Source organism: Plantactinospora sp. CA-294935 (assembly GCF_050936445.1).
Classification (GTDB): domain Bacteria; phylum Actinomycetota; class Actinomycetes; order Mycobacteriales; family Micromonosporaceae; genus Plantactinospora.
In genome coordinates, this window is record NZ_JBNJMU010000001.1 from 6,143,969 (window position 1) to 6,161,379 (window position 17,411).

The 17,411-nt window shown below is 70.3% G+C and carries 17 protein-coding genes; 13 read left to right on the forward strand and 4 right to left on the reverse strand.

Annotated elements, in window-relative coordinates; translation table 11 throughout:
• Positions 1–140: 140 nt before the first annotated feature.
• On the reverse strand, positions 141–1,607 hold the full coding sequence (locus ACQEVC_RS27180) for a glycoside hydrolase (protein WP_432882796.1): 1,467 nt from the start codon (positions 1,605–1,607) through the stop codon (positions 141–143).
• A 676-nt stretch (positions 1,608–2,283) separates the two neighbouring features.
• Between ACQEVC_RS27180 and ACQEVC_RS27185 the strand changes: the two genes are divergently transcribed.
• The 9 genes from ACQEVC_RS27185 to ACQEVC_RS27225 all read left to right on the forward strand — a co-directional run bounded on the left by ACQEVC_RS27185 (position 2,284) and on the right by ACQEVC_RS27225 (position 10,337).
• The gene (locus ACQEVC_RS27185; RefSeq protein WP_432882799.1) at positions 2,284–4,176 is read left to right on the forward strand and encodes a rhamnogalacturonan lyase; all 1,893 of its coding nucleotides are present in this window, start codon (positions 2,284–2,286) and stop codon (positions 4,174–4,176) included.
• A 197-nt stretch (positions 4,177–4,373) separates the two neighbouring features.
• Positions 4,374–6,170 carry an ABC transporter ATP-binding protein gene (locus ACQEVC_RS27190; RefSeq protein WP_432882802.1) on the forward strand — a complete coding sequence of 599 codons (1,797 nt, stop codon included), beginning with the start codon at positions 4,374–4,376 and terminating at the stop codon, positions 6,168–6,170.
• A gap of 74 nt (positions 6,171–6,244) precedes the next feature.
• A complete protein-coding gene (locus ACQEVC_RS27195) occupies positions 6,245–6,379 on the forward strand; it encodes a keywimysin-related RiPP (protein WP_432882805.1) in 135 nt (44 codons plus the stop codon).
• A 58-nt stretch (positions 6,380–6,437) separates the two neighbouring features.
• A complete protein-coding gene (locus tag ACQEVC_RS27200) occupies positions 6,438–8,249 on the forward strand; it encodes an asparagine synthase-related protein (protein ID WP_432882808.1) in 1,812 nt (603 codons plus the stop codon).
• Between the two features lie 10 nt (positions 8,250–8,259).
• Entirely contained in the window at positions 8,260–8,520 is a 261-nt protein-coding gene (locus ACQEVC_RS27205; protein WP_318395731.1) for a lasso peptide biosynthesis PqqD family chaperone, read from the forward strand.
• Positions 8,517–8,957, forward strand: a complete 441-nt coding sequence (locus tag ACQEVC_RS27210) for a lasso peptide biosynthesis B2 protein (protein WP_432882811.1) — start codon at positions 8,517–8,519, stop codon at positions 8,955–8,957. The genes ACQEVC_RS27205 and ACQEVC_RS27210 overlap by 4 nt, the downstream gene beginning before the upstream one ends.
• The gene (locus ACQEVC_RS27215) at positions 8,954–9,496 is read left to right on the forward strand and encodes a MauE/DoxX family redox-associated membrane protein (protein ID WP_432882814.1); all 543 of its coding nucleotides are present in this window, start codon (positions 8,954–8,956) and stop codon (positions 9,494–9,496) included. The genes ACQEVC_RS27210 and ACQEVC_RS27215 overlap by 4 nt, the downstream gene beginning before the upstream one ends.
• Positions 9,497–9,505: 9 nt before the next feature.
• Positions 9,506–10,060 (forward strand): hypothetical protein, encoded by a 555-nt coding sequence (locus tag ACQEVC_RS27220; protein WP_432882817.1) that lies wholly within the window; start codon positions 9,506–9,508, stop codon positions 10,058–10,060.
• 64 nt (positions 10,061–10,124) lie between these two features.
• Positions 10,125–10,337 carry a DNA-binding protein gene (locus ACQEVC_RS27225; RefSeq protein WP_432882820.1) on the forward strand — a complete coding sequence of 71 codons (213 nt, stop codon included), beginning with the start codon at positions 10,125–10,127 and terminating at the stop codon, positions 10,335–10,337.
• A 152-nt stretch (positions 10,338–10,489) separates the two neighbouring features.
• Here ACQEVC_RS27225 and ACQEVC_RS27230 read toward each other — a convergent pair whose 3' ends face one another.
• Entirely contained in the window at positions 10,490–11,548 is a 1,059-nt protein-coding gene (locus ACQEVC_RS27230) for a Glu/Leu/Phe/Val dehydrogenase dimerization domain-containing protein (RefSeq protein ID WP_432882822.1), read from the reverse strand.
• A gap of 109 nt (positions 11,549–11,657) precedes the next feature.
• Between ACQEVC_RS27230 and ACQEVC_RS27235 the strand changes: the two genes are divergently transcribed.
• Complete coding sequence (locus ACQEVC_RS27235) at positions 11,658–12,116, forward strand: Lrp/AsnC family transcriptional regulator (RefSeq protein WP_432882824.1); 459 nt, start codon at positions 11,658–11,660, stop codon at positions 12,114–12,116.
• A 36-nt stretch (positions 12,117–12,152) separates the two neighbouring features.
• Here the strand turns inward: ACQEVC_RS27235 and ACQEVC_RS27240 are convergent, their stop codons facing one another.
• The gene (locus ACQEVC_RS27240) at positions 12,153–12,836 is read right to left on the reverse strand and encodes a DNA alkylation repair protein (protein ID WP_432882827.1); all 684 of its coding nucleotides are present in this window, start codon (positions 12,834–12,836) and stop codon (positions 12,153–12,155) included.
• Between the two features lie 389 nt (positions 12,837–13,225).
• On the opposite strand from ACQEVC_RS27240, the gene ACQEVC_RS27245 reads away from it, so the two are divergent.
• Entirely contained in the window at positions 13,226–13,645 is a 420-nt protein-coding gene (locus ACQEVC_RS27245; RefSeq protein WP_432882829.1) for a hypothetical protein, read from the forward strand.
• 265 nt (positions 13,646–13,910) lie between these two features.
• On the opposite strand, the gene ACQEVC_RS27250 is transcribed toward ACQEVC_RS27245, so the two are convergent.
• The gene (locus ACQEVC_RS27250) at positions 13,911–15,404 is read right to left on the reverse strand and encodes an MFS transporter (RefSeq protein WP_432882831.1); all 1,494 of its coding nucleotides are present in this window, start codon (positions 15,402–15,404) and stop codon (positions 13,911–13,913) included.
• A gap of 254 nt (positions 15,405–15,658) precedes the next feature.
• On the opposite strand from ACQEVC_RS27250, the gene ACQEVC_RS27255 reads away from it, so the two are divergent.
• Complete coding sequence (locus ACQEVC_RS27255; RefSeq protein WP_432882834.1) at positions 15,659–16,030, forward strand: YciI family protein; 372 nt, start codon at positions 15,659–15,661, stop codon at positions 16,028–16,030.
• Positions 16,027–17,280 (forward strand): RNA polymerase sigma factor, encoded by a 1,254-nt coding sequence (locus tag ACQEVC_RS27260; RefSeq protein ID WP_432882836.1) that lies wholly within the window; start codon positions 16,027–16,029, stop codon positions 17,278–17,280. Before ACQEVC_RS27255 ends, ACQEVC_RS27260 begins: the two co-directional genes overlap by 4 nt.
• Positions 17,281–17,411 lie beyond the last annotated feature (131 nt).

The window sequence follows — 17,411 nt, forward strand, 5'->3', positions numbered from 1 at the left end:
CACGACGACGTCTCGCACTGGTCGAGGCGCGGTGCCCGTTCGTCGCGGGTGTTGCACCTCATCCGCTGCAACAGGTCCATGGACAATCCCTGAGATCTCGTCGCGGTGCGACCGGTGACCGGTCGGGGTCCGGTCGCGCGCTACACAGTGACACCGTCGACCTGGAGGGTCTGCACCGATGCCGCGGGGAAGGCGACACTGACCCGTTTGCCGTCGACCCGGGTGTCCTGGCGTTCGGTGTACCGGTCACCGCCGGCCGGCACGGTGGACCAGCGCGGCACCAGGCCGGCGGAGCCACCGGTCACCTGGCCGAAGCCGGACATGTCGAAGGTGAGGGTCTGGGCGGCGCCCGTGTTGACGGCGACGATGACCAGCCGGCGAGCGCCGGGGTCGTACCCGGCGACGGCGTGGTCCACGCCGGTGTCGATGATCCGCATGCCGGGGCGGATGTGCCGGGTGAACTGGGCAAGTACGTAGTACTTCGGCTGTACGGCGCCGGCGCGCAGGGTGTTGAAGTCGTACTGGATGGCCGCCCAGCCCGCACTCGGGTCCATCACCTGCCAGTAGCACCACGCGGTCGGATGTAGCCAGCGCCAGTCCAGGCAGAGGTTGCGCGCCATGGTGATACCGGTACCGTCGCTGTCGCCGGCCTCCGAGTTCCAGAGAATCTTCCCCGCGGCGCGTACGTCGCTGTACAGCAGATCGCGTCGACCACTGGCGCCCTGGTATCCGTGCACGTTGACCTGCCGTACCACCGCCCTGGTGCCGGCGTCGAAGCTGTTCCAGGTGGTACGGGCCAGGTCGTAGCTGGTTTCGTCGGACGCCGAGATGGCGACACCGGTCAGGCCCTGCCGGTCCAGTTCGGTGCGCAGGTTGGCCAGCACGCTGCGCTGCGTGGTGGCGTCGATGTGGCATCCTTCCTGCGTGCCGCCGGCCCGCCACCAGTTCGACGACGGTTCGTTGAAGGGATCCACGGTGCGGAAGGTGACGCCCCAGCGGTCGCGGGCGTAGCGTGCGGTCACCGCCAGGTGCAGGGCGTGTTGACGGTGGTTCCACGACTGGAGGTTGAGACCGCCGTCCGCAGCGCCGGACGGGTTGTGGTTGAGGCACATCCACCACATCGGGGAGTTCGCGAACAGCTCGGCGATCGCCCCTCGCTGGACCGCCTTGGCCAGCGCGGCGCGTTGCGTGGCGTCGACGTTCCAGTTCCACGCCGACGACGCCGGGTCCTCGTTGTGCCAGTCCTGCCAGAAGCCCTCGATCTGCTTGAAGCGGGGGATGTTGGGGGAGGCCACCATCGTCTCGCCGTCGACGCTGTTCCAGCTACAGGCGCCCAGGTTGTAGCGGGCGATGTTCAGGCCGAGACCGGGGAGCGTGGCGCCGTTGTACGCCACGGACCCGGTGGTGAAGAAGATGTCCGCGAAGTCGTCCCGGTCGCCGAACACGTTGGCCCACCAGGCCAGCGACGTGCCCCAGCCCTCCCACCCGCCGTAGTCGGCGCGAGGATCGATCGTGATCGTGACGTCGGCGCGGGCTGGGCCTCCGGCGATCGCGCCACCTAACGCTCCGGCGCCCGCTGCGACGAGCAGCGTCCTGCGCTTGGTCATGGGTCCTCCAGCAGGCTGTGGGACACACCGCCAGGTGCCGAGACGAGAACCTGGCGAGCCGGTCGGCCGACCCGGGCCGGCTGCGGATCACGCCGAATTGATGTTAGCGCTCACATTCGCCTGGTTCGTCAGAGGCGGTTGTTTCGGGCTTGTGCTGAAGTGTTGACGCTCGTAACTGCGATGTCAAGGTCGGCGACGGTGCGCCTCCGGTCGGTCGGGAGGGGGGTCCTGGGTTCGTGAACGGTTCCGGTGTGCAGGCCTTTGGGTCGGCCTGGAGGGCCTGGCCGGGTGGCGGAGGAGTAGCGTTTGTCCTGGCTGGTCCGCCGGGGAGCACTTGACGCACATACGCTCCATGTTTACATTCGTCTATGCAAGTGTATTGACCGATCGTGTGGCGGATGTCCTCTAGACCGGACCAGGGGCGACGGGGGCCTCGGGGCGGGCTCGGGGGTGCGCGGCGAGCGGGGCCGCCTCGCCCGGAGGGTCGCCGCATCTGTTAGCGCTCACAGTTGCGGTCGGTGGGCTGACGCCGCTCAAGGGACGATGCCGTTCGCGTCAACACCGGCCGTCGTCCTCGGTAGACGGTGCAACATCGAACGTCAGGGCATCACCCGGTACGAGGCCACTCAACATCCATCGGTGCGCATTCCTGTGCACCCCTTACCTGGACGGTCCAATGAAACGTATCAACCACCACCCCCCGACCGGCCTGTCCCACGTCCGGTCAGCTCCGCGTCTCGTGCTCGCCACGGCAACCGCCATCACCGTCGTGGCTGCCGGCATCGCCGCCCCGACCGGCGCGCACGCCGCAACCGGCCCGCTCTCCGCCCGAGCCGCCTCCGCACCCCCCGACGCCCATGCGACGACGGAGAAGCTGAACCGCGGAGCGATCGCGATCCGCTCCGACAGGGGCAACTTCGTGTCCTGGCGGTTACTGCGTACCGATCCGCCCGGCACCGCCTTCAACGTCTACCGGGACGCAGTCAGAATCAACCCCACGCCGATCACCACGGCCACCAGTTACCTGGACGCCGGTGCGCCTGCGGACGCGACCTACTCCGTCCGCCCGGTCACCGCAGGCGTGGAGCTGCGCTCCGCCGCCGAGCCCGAGGTCGTACCGTTCGCCACCTCACGTGACGTGCCCTTGCAGATCCCGCCCGGCGGCTCGACGCCCAGCGGTGAGTCGTACAGCTACTCGGCCAACGACGCCAGCGTCGGGGACCTGGACGGCGACGGCGAGTACGAGATCGTGCTCAAGTGGGACCCGTCCAACGCCAAGGACAACTCACAGTCGGGCTACACCGGCAACGTCTACATCGACGCCTACAAGCTCAACGGCACCCGGCTGTGGCGGATAGATCTCGGCCGCAACATCCGGGCCGGTGCCCACTACACCCAGTTCCAGGTCTTCGACTACGACGGCGACGGCCGCGCGGAAGTGGCGATGAAGACCGCCGACGGCACCCGCTCCGGCACCGGGCAGGTGATCGGCAACGCCAACGCCGACCATCGCAACTCCAGCGGCTACATCCTCGCCGGTCCGGAGTTCCTGACAATGTTCAACGGCCAGACCGGCGCCGTGCTCGCCACCGTGAACTACGAGCCGGCGCGCGGCAACGTCTCCTCCTGGGGAGACAACTACGGCAACCGGGTCGACCGGTTCCTGGCCGGCACCGCGTACGTCGACGGGCAGCGACCGTCGCTGATCATGGCGCGGGGCTACTACACCCGGGCCGTGATCGTCGCGTGGGATTTCCGCAACGGCAGTCTGACCCGGCGCTGGACCTACGACTCCGGCAGCGGCGGTGCGTACGGGCAGGGCAACCACAACCTGTCCATCGCCGACGTCGACTCCGACGGCCGTGACGAGATCGTCTACGGGTCGGCCACCATCAACGACAACGGCACCCTGATGTACTCCACCGGCTTCGGGCACGGCGACGCGATGCACGTCGGCGACCTGATCCCCAGCCGGGCCGGCCTCGAGGTGTTCACCATCCACGAGTCCGGCAACCAGCCGGCTGCCGACGTGCACGCCGGCAGCAACGGCCAGGTCATCTGGCAGCGGCCGAACAACGGGGGAGCGGAGGGTCCCGGCCGGGGCGTGGCCGCCGACATCTACGCGGGCAGCCCCGGCGCGGAGTTCTGGGGCTCCGGCACCCAGATGGGCAACCTGTACAACAGCTCCGGTGCCTCGATCGGCCGCAACCCGTCCTCGGCGAACTTCGTCATCTGGTGGGACGGCGACGCGCAGCGGGAGTTGCTCGACGGCACCCACATCGACAAGTACGGGACCGGCGGCGACACCAGGCTGCTCACCGGATCCGGGGTCGCCTCGAACAACGGCACCAAGTCCACCCCGGCACTCTCCGCCGACATCCTCGGTGACTGGCGTGAGGAGGTCATCTGGCGTACGTCGAACAACTCGGCGCTGCGCATCTACTCCACCACCGACTCGACCAGCATCGCCCGGCCCTCCCTGATGCAGGACCGGCAGTACCGGGTCGCCGTCGCCTGGCAGAACACCGCCTACAACCAACCGCCGCACCCCAGCTTCGCCATCGGGTAGCGCACCCTCGGCGCCATTGCGCCGAATGCAGACCCATCGGGTACGTGCACAGCCGGGTGCAGTCGAGGCGGTCAGGTTCACCAACCCTGACCGTCCTCGGCTTCCGATATAGCTGGAGTATCGGGCCACGCCGGAGGGTGTCGGTGGGCCGGCGCCGATCCCGACCGGCACCTCCGACACCCGGTGAGGACGACGGCATGCTTCCCATCACCCGTGCCGCCGGCCGGGCACCGCTGGCGTCCCTGCTGAGCTACGTCCGTCCGCACGCCCGTGGACTGCTCGGCGGAGCGCTCCTGATGTTCCTCGGCGGGCTGGCCAATCTCGCCCAGCCGATGGTGGTCAAGAGCCTGATCGACGCGCTGACCGGCGGCACCCCGTACCACCAGCCGATGCTGCTGCTGGTGTCGCTGCTGGTACTCAGCGTGATTGTCGGGGTCTGGGGCATGTACCTCGTGGAATTGACCGCCGAGAGCGTCGTGTTGACCGCGCGGCAGCGGCTTGTCACCCGGTTGCTGCGGCTGCGCGTCGCGGTCGTGGACGGCGCCGAGCCCGGGGACCTGCTGTCGCGGGCGACGGGAGACACCACGCAACTGCGGGCGGCGGCCACCAGCAACGTCATCGACCTGGTGGCGGGGACCTTCCAGATCGCGGGCGCGGTGCTCCTGATGGCGCGCCTCGACGCGGTCCTGCTCGCGGTGGTACTCGTTGTGCTGCTGATGCTCGCCGCCGTGACGCTGGCCCTGGTCCCGCGGATCCGCAGCGCCGGGGAACAGGCGCAGGAGGCGGTCGGCGGGATGGGAGCGGTTCTCGAACGTACGCTGGGCGCCTTTCGGACGGTCAAGGCCAACGGCGCCGAGGAGCGGCAGGCCGCCGCGGTGCACGACGCGGCCCGGCAGGCGTGGCGGCGCGGGCGGCAGGCGGCGCGGTGGGTCTCGCTGGCCGGCATCGCCACCGGCCTCGCGGTCCAGGTCGCCTTCATCGTGGTGCTGGGGGTGGGTGGCGCGCGGGTCGCCGCCGGCGGTCTCGCCGTGTCGTCCCTGGTGGCCTTCCTGCTGTACCTCTTCTACCTCGGCGGCCCGGTGACCCAGCTGGTGGGCGGCTTCACCGGGCTACAGGCGGGCCTGGCCGCGGTCCGGCGTATCGACGGGATCGCCGAACTCGCCGCCGAGGACCTGGACCGGCCCGTGGACGCCCTGGCAGGCAGTACCGCGGCGCCCGTGACGGTGACGTTCCGGGACGTCTCGCTGCGACATCGGCCCGGCGGCCCGACGATCCTGGAGCACGTCGACCTGCGGCTGCCGGCGACCGGCCTCACCGCCATCGTGGGACCCTCCGGTGCCGGGAAGACGACCCTGCTGGCGCTGATCGAGCGCTTCTACGATCCCACCACCGGTCATGTCGAGATCGACGGCCGCGACGTACGGGATTGGCCCCTGGCCGACCTGCGCGCCCGGATCGGCTACGTCGAGCAGGACGCTCCGGTCCTGTCCGGAACGCTGCGGGACAACGTGACGATGGGCTCGGCACACGTGCCGGAGCCGTGGCTGGCGGAGGTGCTCGAACGGACCCGCCTCGTCCCGCTCCTACAGCGGCTACCGGACGGCCTCGGCACCGAGGTCGGCCATCGCGGTGCGTCGCTGTCCGGCGGGGAACGGCAACGCATCGCGATCGCCCGCGCCCTGCTGCGCCGACCGGGGCTGCTGCTGCTGGACGAGCCGACCTCGCAGCTCGACGCCATGAACGAACGTGCGCTCGGTGAGATTGTCGCCGCCGTCTCCCGGACCACCACGGTGGTGATGGTGGCGCACCGCCTGTCCACGGTGACCCGGGCCGACCGCATCGTCGTGCTGGACGCGGGCCGGATTCGTGCGGTAGGCACGCATGCCGACCTCCTGGACGACTGCGAGCTCTACCGCGGGCTGGCGGCGACCCAGTTGCTCACCGGAGCCGGTGCGCAGGTGCGGAAACAGAGCTCCGATATCGCGGCAGTATAGATCCACCTCGGATAGTGCTCGCACGACGGGCTCAGGACGCCGGAGCCCGACTCACACCGAGGAGGTACATCGAGATGGTGCAGAAGAAGGCCTACGAGCGGCCCACCCTGTCGAAGGAAGGCAGCTTCGCCCGCAAGACGGCCGGCAGCCTTTTCACCAGCTGCCGGGAGTCGTTCGTCACCCAGAAGCCGCGTTCGATCTGCAGCTGACGGCACGAGCCCACCGTACCGAGACAGAGGGGTAGTGCCGATGGTGGCCGTTCCGGACATGGCATCCGGGCTTTCGTGGTTCGTGGTCGTCCCGGACACCGACGCCGGTCGCGCGCTCGTCGAGCCGCTCCGGCAGCGGGCCACGGGGCTGCGGATGCTCACCCATGCCTCCGGACGCCCATGGATGCTCGGCCGGTGGACGGACGACGAGGTGGCGGTGGCCGAGTTGGGCGACCGCCGCCTCGTCGCGCTGGGCGAACACCGTCTCCCAGTGGATGAGCTCGAACGACGTGGTGCGGGCGCCCGCGACGCCGGGCAGATGTGCGCCGCCCTGCAGGGCCTGCCCGGAAGCTTCCATGCGCTCGCCGCGACCCCGGCGGGGACGGCGGTGCACGGCAGCCTGTCGGGATACCGCCGGGTCTATTTCGTCTCGGCGGGGGAGCAGACCGCCGCCGGCGACCGGGCCGACGTACTGGCCGGGCTGGGCGGCGCGCAGATCGACGACGAAGCACTCGCCCTGCGGATGCTTGCCCCGTACGCCCCCTGGCCGATCTTCTGGCAGCCGGTCTGGCGCGGAGTGCACGCCGTACCTCCGGACGGCCGGCTGCTTCTGGACCGTGCCGCGGCACCGCGCACCGTGACCCGGTGGCGCGCTCCCGAACCCGTGCTCGACCTGGCCACCGCCGCCGACCGGCTACGTCGGGCGTTGTCCGACGCCGTCGCCGTGCGCGCGGGCGCGAACGACGTGATAGCGAGCGACCTGAGCGGCATGGATTCGACGTCGCTGTGCGCGCTGGCCGTCCGCGGCGGCAGCCGGGTGGTAGGGCTGACGTGCGTGAGCCCGGACCCGCTCGACGACGACCTGCCGTGGGCCCGCCGGGCCGCCGCCGAACTCGGCTCCGTGATCCACGAAGTGGTGGACGGCGAGGCGAACCCCCTACCGTACGAGGGCATCCTCCGGGCGGAGGACCGCTTCGACGAGCCGACCGCCGCAGTGCTGTACCGAGCGAGCTTCCTCGCCGTGTCCCGCCGGGCTGCCGCGCACGGCGCTCGTACCCGTCTCACCGGGTTCGGTGGTGACGAACTGCTCACCGCCGACCCCATGATGCAACTGACCCTGCTGACAACGCATCCCCGGCAGGCTGTTCGTCACCTGCGACTGCTGCGCGCGGCATACCGGTGGGGACGCCGGGACACGCTGCGTGCGGTCGTGGACAGGCGCTCGTACGGCCGCTGGATGGCGTCGCTCGGCGAAGACCTGGACGGTGCCGAGATCGCGCGGGTGCGTCCGCTCCTCGGCTGGGGCGCTCCGGCCGCGACAGCGCCGTGGCTCACGGCGGATGCCAGGGCGGGGCTGGGCAAGGCACTGCGCGCGCGGGCGGCCGCGGCAGTGCCGCTCTCCGGCGACCGCGGGCTGCACGGTCGGCTCGCGGGGGTGTACGCCGGTGCGGCAAATGCCCGGCACCTCGCCCAGTCGACGCGCCGGGTCGGGGTGACCGCGGCTCTGCCGTACCTCGACGACCAGGTCCTCGAGGCGTGCCTGGCGGCGCACCCCGCCCACATCACCGCACCCCGCGACTACAAGCCCCTGATCCGCGCCGCTATGCAGGGCGTGGTGCCGCAGGCGCTGCTCGCGCGCGACACCAAGGCCGACACCTCGATCGCCGCCACCCGTGGCGCCCTCCGGTACCGCGACGACCTGCTCGCACTCGCCGACGATTCGCGGCTGGCCGGACACGGCCTCGTGGACGTCGCCGCACTGCGCGCGGCCCTCCGCAACCCGGACGACCGCACCTGGTACGACCTCGACCAGACGCTGGCCTGCGAGACCTGGCTGCGCACCGTGGAACCCGCCCCCGCTATCCGATGAGGGAACGACCATGACGTGGAAGCTGCGCGACCGGGTGTCCTGGACGCCGACCGAGTACGGTGGCGTGCTACTGGACTCCACCTCCGGCGAGTACTGGACGCTCAACCCGACCGCGGCGGCGGTGCTCGCCTCGCTGCTGGCCGACGGGAGCCCCGCGCACGCGGCGGCACGACTCGAGGAGGAGTTCGACGGCGACGCCGCGGCGATGGCCGCGGACGTGCCCGGGCTGATCGCCGACCTGGAGGCCGCCGGACTGGTGGTCGTGGGGTGACCTCGGAACAGGTACTCCGGCACGACCCCGGGCGCCTGGGTATGCGGCGCCGGCTGGTCGTGCGCGCGGTCGTTGCCGTGGCCAGGCTGCTGGCCGTGCAGAAGCCCGATCGCATTCAGCGGGTACTGCACCGCCTCAGCCGTGGCGCGCGTCCGGCGAGTCGTGCGGAGGCGGCCACCGCACGCCGGGACACCGTCGCGATCAGCGCCTTCTGCAGCGGTCCACTCGGATGCCTGCCGCGTTCGATCGCCACCGTGCTGCTGTGCCGGCTCGAGGGCGGCTGGCCGGTGTGGCACGCCGGCGTACGGCGGTATCCGCCGTTCGGCGCGCATGCCTGGGTCTCGGTGGACGGCGCCGCGGTGGACGAGCCGTACCCGGAGGGCTTCCACATCCCGCTGCTGACCGTCGCCGTCGAGAACCGGCAGGAACTCGGATGAGCGCGGTGCTCCCGTACCTCTCCGTCGTCTGCCGCGGCACTGTCGTCGTGGTGTTCGCGCTCTCCGCGGTCAGCAAGCTTCGCAGCCGGGCGGCGTACGCTCGGTTCCGCCGTTCCACCCGCCTGTTGACGGGCCTGCCGGAGGATCCGGCCTCGGCGCTGGCCCGGCTCGTCATCGCCGGTGAGGTGACGGTGGCGGTGACCGCATCCGCCGGCCCGCTCTCATCCGCCGGGCTCGGCGTGGCCGGCGTGCTGCTGTGCGGCTTCACCTGGGCACTGGCGCGGTCCCCGGAATCCGGGCAGGCACTGGAGTGCGGCTGCTTCGGCTCGTCGGTCTCCGCCACCCGCCACACCGCCATCGCCCGTAACCTTCTGCTGCTGGGCGTGGTGTTCGGCGGACTCGTGAGCAGCCACATCGCGACCGGGGCCGTACCGGTGCGCTGGGACGCCACGCTGGTGTGTGTGGTGGGCGCCGTCGCGCTGGCCACCTTCATCACCCACCTGCACGAGATCACGTCCCTGTTCACCGCTCGTCTGTGAGGCCGCGTCATGTCCGTGCTCGTCGCCACCGTCGTGCTCAACAGCGTCGTGTGCGTGTTCAACACCGCCCTGCTGGCCGCGGTCGTGCGGCGGCTGCGCTACCAGTCCGAACTGCTGTCCGAGGTGGAGCGACAGGGCGTTCCCGCGCGTGCACTCCCGCGCGGTGACATCGTGGGAGGCTTTCTCGCTCACGACACCCGCGGCCGGCCGGTCACCTCGGACGTACCGGCGGACACGCTGGTCGGCTTCTTCAGTCCCACCTGTGCATCCTGCCGTCGTGAGCGCGCACGGTTCCGGGCGGTGGCGGCGCGCTGGCCGGGCGGCTCGGCGCAGGTGCTCGCCGTGGTGACGGGACCCGGCGCGTCGGCCCGGTTCCTCCACCGGCTGGAGCCGGTGGCCCGGATCGTCGTGGACGCGGACGAGGTGATGCGACACGCGTTCGGTATCGAGGGATTCCCGGCGATCTTCGTGCTGGCGGAGTCCGGGTGCTTGAGCTGGACCGGTATACACGCCGATGCGGTGCCGGGCCTGACCGCGAACCCGGTCGGCCCGCAGGCACGGTGACCGCACGCACAAGGCGGGGCTGTCACTTCCGGTCCGGGGCGCGCGGCCGAATTATCGTGATCCCATGAGTACTCGCCAGGTGCCCGTGCAGATCGGTGACCTGCCAGCGATCGGCCGACCAGCCAACAGCGCCTTGCTCGAAGCCGGCATCACGACGCTCGCGGAAGTGGCCGCCTACCGGCGCCGCGATCTGCTGGCCCTGCACGGGGTAGGGCCGAAGGCGGTCAGCATCCTGGCCGCCGCGCTGGCCGAGCGTGGCCTTGCCTTTGCCGATTGACGACAGCGGCCCCGGCTTCGGTAGACGGGCGGGCCATCGCGCGTCACGTCAAAGGCCACGAGAACGGAGCTTCCGGTCAGGGGCAGGTGGCGGTACTCCAGGGCCGGTAGGAGCCGGTGACTGGTTGCGGCGCCGAGTGGTGACGGCAGAGGTCAGCCGCGGCCGCCGTGAATGCGTCGGCGAGCGCGGGAGCGCGCGGCTTCGGCCGGGGTCGAGCCGGTGGTTCGGGCGGTACGCAGGATGCCGGCGAGGGTGTCGGCGATGCCGCTGACCCGGACGGTGGCCTGGGCGGAGGTCTCGTGCAGCAGCTCGACGGCGGTGGCGTGGATGACGCCGCCGGCGCTGACGACGACGTCCGGCGCCCAGAGGATGCCGCGCTGGTGCAGCAGGTCGGCGGTGGCCGGGGTGTCGAGTTGGTTGTTGGCCGGTCCGGCGATCGCGGCGCAGCCCAGCGCCGGCACCGTACGCGCGGTCAGGAGACCGCCGAGGGCGGCGGGAACGAGCACCTCCACGTCGGCGGTCAGGCACTCCCGCGGACTGACCCAGGCGGCACCGGCGGCCTCGGCGAGCGGGCGCAGGCTCTCGTCGATGTCGCTGGCGACCAGGGTCGCGCCGGCGTCGGTGAGCATCCGCAGCACGTGGCTACCGACCCGGCCGAGGCCGAGCACGGCGAAGCTGCGCAGGGACAGGTCGTCCGAGCCGAACCGTTCGGAACACAGAGCGTGTAGTGCGGCGAGTACCCCGACGGCGGTGTACTCGGAGGAGTCGCCGCTGCCGCCGGCCTCGACCGGTCGGCAGAACGCGTACGGGGTGCGCTCGGCGATCGTGACCATGTCGTCCGGTCCGGTGCCCACGTCCGGGCCGGTGGCGTAGCTGCCGGCCAGACCGGCGATGACGTCGCCCACGTCGTGCAACACCGCCGTGCGGTCGGCCGCGTTCGGCGGGCTGCCCACAGGCAGGGCGACGACGGCCTTGCCACCGCCGTTGGGCAGACCGGCCAGCGCGCACTTGTCCGACATCGCGGCGGAGAGCCGCAGCGCGTCGGTGAGCCCGTCCCGCCAGTGCGGGTAGGGTGCGAGCCGGCAGCCGCCGATGGCCTGCCCGAGCTTGGTGGAGTGCACCGCGACCACGATCGGCAGGCCCGATCGTGCGCCTCGCCTGACGACGACGTGTTCGTGCGTGAAGTCGGTGTCGATCCCGCTCGTGACCATGATGGCTCCCTGCCGTTCGCTTGCCGCAACCGGGCCGACATTAGGCAGGTGATCGGCTCTGTCTCGCTCTTACCGAACGTCGTTCGAACAAAGTGGCAAGATTTGGGTCGTGGACGAACTTGATACGGCGATCATCGAACGCCTGCAAACGGATGCCCGGCAGACCAACCGCGAACTGGCCCACGCGGTCGGCATCGCGCCGTCCACCTGCCTCGAGCGGGTACGCGCGCTCCGGGAACGCGGCGTGATCACTGGATTCCACGCCGAGATCAGCCTGTCCGCCCTGAACCGGGGTGTCCAGGCCCTGCTGCACGTACAGGTCCGGCCCCTGAGCCGTACCGTCATCGACAGCTTCAAGAAGTACGCGATGGACCTGCCCGAGGTGCTGTCGGTGTTCGTCGTGGCGGGCGGTGACGACTTCCTGGTCCACGTCGCCGTGCCCAGCGTGGACGGCTTGCACGCCTTCCTCATGGACAAGTTCAGCGGGCGCCGCGAGATCGTCGGCTTCCGCAGCTCGATCATTTACCAGCACGCCCGGAAGCAGGTCATCGAACCGATCGATCTATGATCATGTGAGCGCGATCCCCGGCCAGTCGGAATCGCGCTAGGCGTGCTGTCGGCGCACCATCTCGCCGATCCAGATGGGCGCGAACGGAGACGTGCAGCCCGGGGAGGTCGGGTAGTCCTTGAGTACCTCCAGGCGCTCGCCGATGGCGATCGCCCGGGCGCGGTGCTCGGCATGCTCGATCCCGATCTGAGCCAGGCAGTGGTTCATCGCCCACTGCAGGCGATCCGGGGCACCCTTCATCTCCGCCTCGATGACGTCGAGCAGTCCTGCGAGGTCGAGGCCCTCGGGCTTCTTGGCCACGCGTTCGGTGGTCAGCGCCCAGCCGGCACTCGCGACCACCGGGTCCGGATCGGCAAACCAGGCCAGGCGCAGCTCTTCGAAGTGCGGATTGTTCTTCACCACGTAGTTCACGAGCCAGTCGTGCACCTTGGGCGTGCGCGCCTCGCGCAACATGGCGTCCAACTCGTCACGCGCGAACGCCTTCGGTCGGCAGATCAGCATCGCCAGCAGTCTCGCCGCGGTGTCGTCCGTCTCCCAGAGCTGGCGCGCGAGTTCCTGCTGCGTCTTCAGCCGCTTCGCGAGCGCGCGCAACTTGCTGAGGTTCACGCCGTGATCGTCACCGTGTTTCTCGTTCACCTTGCGGATTTTCGGGTCCTCAAGCTCGGCCAGCTCGGCCAGCACCTCGGCCAGCATCGTCTCGGTCAGCGTCGTCTCGGCCATCTCAGCCTCCTGTCCACCACGGGCGAGATGCAGCCTACGACGGAGCCCCTGCCGGTGGACCCCCGCCGCGAGCGACTACGGCGAACCCGGTCGGCGGTCTGACGCCGAATCCTGGCGATACTCCAACCTCCCGGCACGCTCGCTGCCATGGATGGCGGCCGATGTCGGCAGCGATTTGTCCGGCCGGTTGGCGATCGACGGTGCTAGATGCCGATCGCGAAAACACAAGGCTGTCTCGATGGGCCGGAGGCGACGCGATCGGTGAAAGCCCGATGCAAGCCTTGTGAAGGCGGGCCTCGATAACGTCATTCCGGTATCGGACTCTGAGCGCCTGTGGAGGTTGTGCTATGAGAAGTGGACGCACGATTGTCGGTATCATCGGCGTCGCTGTGGGAATGCTGGTTCTCGCACTGGCCGGCGCCCCGGCGCAGGCCGCTACGGCCGACCCGACCACGTCGGCGGCGGATTCGACCGCCTTCGCGCAGTCGCCCGGCATCTCGCCGGCTCCCGAGCGGGTCACACACGTCGGCCGTTACGACTTCGCGGACTACGACTGCCGGCTCGGCCGGGCCTGCCTGGCCGTGTGGGACCCCACGGTCGGCAACTGGAAGGTCTTCGACCTGTACCGGTGCGGCACGTACAGCGTGTCGTACTGGTACGACCTGGGAGCCATGAAGAACAACCAGACCGGCGGTGCCGCGGTACGGACCTTCGGATCCGGTGGCGGCCTGCTCGGAACGTATCCGCCGAACGGAAACGGGCTCTACGAGGTCAACTGGACCCCGGTATGGACCGTCCGGCCCTGCTGAATCCGGACGCCCAGCTCGAACGGGGCAGCATGCGTGATTCTGGTTGATTGAACCTTTTTCAACCTCCCCTTGCGGTCCGGCGGACCGCAAGGTCGGACGCGGTGCGTGAGCGCCGCGCGGTTCAGGTTGAAAAAGGTTCATTGTTCGGGAGTGTCGTCGGGCTGTGGCATGGTGACCGCGACCGGAACCTCTGGCTCCGGTCGCGGTCGGTCACACGATTGGCGGCGCGCAGGCGCTGGTGGACCCGTCGCAGGCGGCTGTGGTCCTATCCGCGAGTCGTCTCGTATTCGGGGAGTACGGCCGGGGCGGCCTGGGTTGCCGGGCGCATGGTCAGGATCAGCACGGCCAGTCCGGTGAAGATGATCGCGGCGGTGACGCCGGTGACGTGCAGGCTGGCGGTGAACGCCTCCCGCGCGCTGTGTAGCAGATCCGCGCCCTGACCGGCGGGAAGGTGCCGGCTCGCGGCGACCGCGCCGGCCAGTGAGTCGGACGTGCCGTCCATCCGGCTGCGGTAGACCACCGCGGCCAGCACGCCCAGCAGCGCGAAGCCGAGCGACCCGCCGAAGTAGTTGCCGGTCTCCGACATCGACGCGGCCGTGCCGGCGCGCCCGGGCGGTACGGACCCGACGACCAGCCCGGTTCCCAGTGCGAACAGCGGACCGGTGCCCAGCGCCAGTACGGCGATGCCGATCATCACCATCGGCAGGGCGCCCGTACCGTGCACGCCGACCAGCAGCAGGCTGCCCAGCGCAGACCCGACCAGCCCACCGGCGATCGCGGTCGCCGGCCTCATCCGCCGGGTCAGCACCGGCGCGGCCATGGTGCCGACCGCCGTTCCCAGGCCCATCGGTGCGAACAGCATCGCCGACGCGACCGGCGAGAATCCCAGTACGCCCTGCAGGTACTGGGTCACCAGCAGTCCCGTACCCGCCATGGCGATCCCGGCGCAGGCCAGCGCGATGAGTACGGCCGTGAACGGGCGGCTGCGGAACAGCCGGAGGTCCAGCAGCGGCGCCTCCAGCCGCAACTGCCGGCGCACGAACAGGAATCCGATGACTGCGCCGAGGACGAGTGCCGTGGCCGGCACGACCGACACGTGCGCGATGGTCAGCTGCTTGATGCCGTAGACCATCAGGAGCACGGCCGCGAGCGACAGCCCGACACTGGCCAGGTCCAGCCTGCCGACGTGGTCGCCGCGGAACTCCGGCAGCAGGGCCGGCCCGGCGAGCAGCAGCAGCACCATCGCCGGCACGGCGGCCAGGAACACCGATCCCCACCAGAAGTGCTGGAGCAGGAGTCCGGCGAGTACGGGACCGAGCGCGCCGCCGGCGAACTGGCAGGTCGCCCAGATCGCGATGGCCCGCCCGCGCTGTCGTTCGGCACGGAACATGTTGGTGATCAGGGCAAGGGTGGACGGCGCCAGGGATGCGCCGGCAACGCCCAGCAGGGCACGCGCGACGATCAACACCGTCGGGTCGGTCGCGAAGGCCGCCACGACCGACAGCACCGCGAACGCCGCCCCGCCGATCATCAGCAGGCGGCGGCGGCCGATCCGGTCGCCGAGCGTACCCATCGTGATGACCAGGCCGGCCACCATGAAGCCGTAGCTGTCACTGATCCACAACTGCTGGACGTTGGTGGCACCCAGGTCGGCGCTCAGCCGTGGGAGCGCGAGGAGCAACGCCGTCGTATCGATCGCGACGAGCGACGTCGGCATCATGAGGACGGCCAGTCCCAGCCAGGCCCGGTTGACTCGCATATCCGAAATTTCCTGTTCTCTCGACGTGTCGCAGGTTGGTCGGAGCGGCCGAGAGCTTCTTGACGTCGGTACGGAAGAAATCTCTTCCGTCAGCCACGGCGGGTGTCCCCCGAAATGACGACCTCGCCGTCCGGGTGGTGCGGCGGTGGAGAACCTCGTGCGAAAGTCCTGGCCGGGACGTCAAGACGGCGGCGGCGGGTCCGACCAACCGGCGATGGGCCAACCAGGGCTCGCGAACCACGAGGAGTAGCACCATGCAGTTCCTGATCAGCCTGCACATCAACCCGGCCGTGCTGGACGCGCTGACCGACGAGGAGAAGGCGGCGATCGGCGATGGCCACGGCACGTTCATCGAGGCGCTGAAGGAGTCCGGCGAGCTGATCACCACGCAGGCGCTGGTGGACCCCTCGCAGGCGGCTGTGGTGCGGGTACGCAACGGCCAGCCGGTGGTGACCGACGGCCCTTTTCTGGAGTCGAAGGAGTATCTGGGCGGTTTCTACCTGATCGACTGCGAGAACAGGGAGCGGGCGATCGAGCTGGCACTGCAGATCCCGGACACCGCGATTGAGGGTCTGGGTGTCGAGGTGCGGCAGGTGATGTTCGCTGACGGACAATTGGAGGCATGACGGCACGAGTCATCGAGGACCTGCTGCGTGAGCTGACGCCGCAGGTCCTCGGCGCGCTGGTACGTCGGCACGGCCAGTTCGAAGGGTGCGAGGACGCCGTGCAGGAGGCGGTCCTCGCCGCCACCGTGCGGTGGCCGGCCGAGGGGATGCCGGACAATCCGCGCGGCTGGCTGGTGACCGTCGCGTCCCGGCGATTCATCGACCAGCTACGCAGTGACCGCGCGCGCCGCGAGCGGGAGTCGGCCGTCGCCACCGAACTGGTGCCCGAGGACGTACCGGACACCGACGACACCCTCGTCCTGCTGTTCCTGTGCTGTCATCCGACGTTGACCGCTGCCTCACAGATCGCCCTGACGCTGCGGGCGGTCGGCGGCCTGACCACCGCCGAGATCGCCCGCGCGTTCCTGGTGCCGGAGGCGACGATGGCGGCCAGGATCAGCCGGGCCAAGCAGCGCATCAAGGCGGCCGGCAGCTCTTTCAGCCTGCCGCAGGGCGCGGCGCGCGAGGAGCGGCTACGGGTGGTCCTGCACGTGCTCTACCTGATCTTCAATGAGGGGTACACCGCCTCCTCGGGCACCGAGTTGCACCGTGCCGACCTCGCGCACGAGGCGATCCGGCTGACCAGGATGATGCACGCGCAGCTGCCCGAGGACGAGGAGGTGACCGGGCTGCTCGCGCTGATGCTGCTGACCCACGCGCGCCGCAGGGCGCGTACGACGGCTGCCGGTGACCTGGTGCCGCTGGACGAGCAGGACCGCACGAAGTGGGACCGCGGACTGATCGACGAGGGCATCGAACTGGCCAGGGCGTCATTGGCCGGCCCGGCGCTGGGGCCGTACCAGCTACAGGCCGCCATCGCCGCCACGCACGACGACGCGACCACGGCCGAGGAGACCAACTGGGCGCAGGTGCACGCCCTTTACCTGATCCTGGAACGAGTCGCCCCGAACCCGATGGTCACCCTCAACCGGGCGATCGCGCTCGCCGAGATCTCGGGTCCGCCGGCCGGGCTGGCCCTGCTCTCCACACTCGATGATGACGCGCGGATGGCCGGGCATCACCGGCTGCTCTCCGTGCGGGCGCATCTACTGGAGAAGACCGGCGACCCGGCCGGGGCGTACGACGACTACCGGCGCGCCGCGAAGTCCACCGCCAGCATCGCCGAGCAACGCTACCTGGAGTCCCGAGCCAGCCGGGTGAGGCCGGGATCCGGTGAGGCGTGCCCCGGCACCAGACATCGCTGCCGTTGATCGGCTGATCCTGGCCGTGGCCGCCGGTGGTGGCGCCCACGTGCGGGCGAGCTACCGGGCCCCGAAGACCGGGACACCACGCGCCTGGCCCGGGTTGCCGGACGGCACGTCGTGGCCGGGTGACCGGGGAC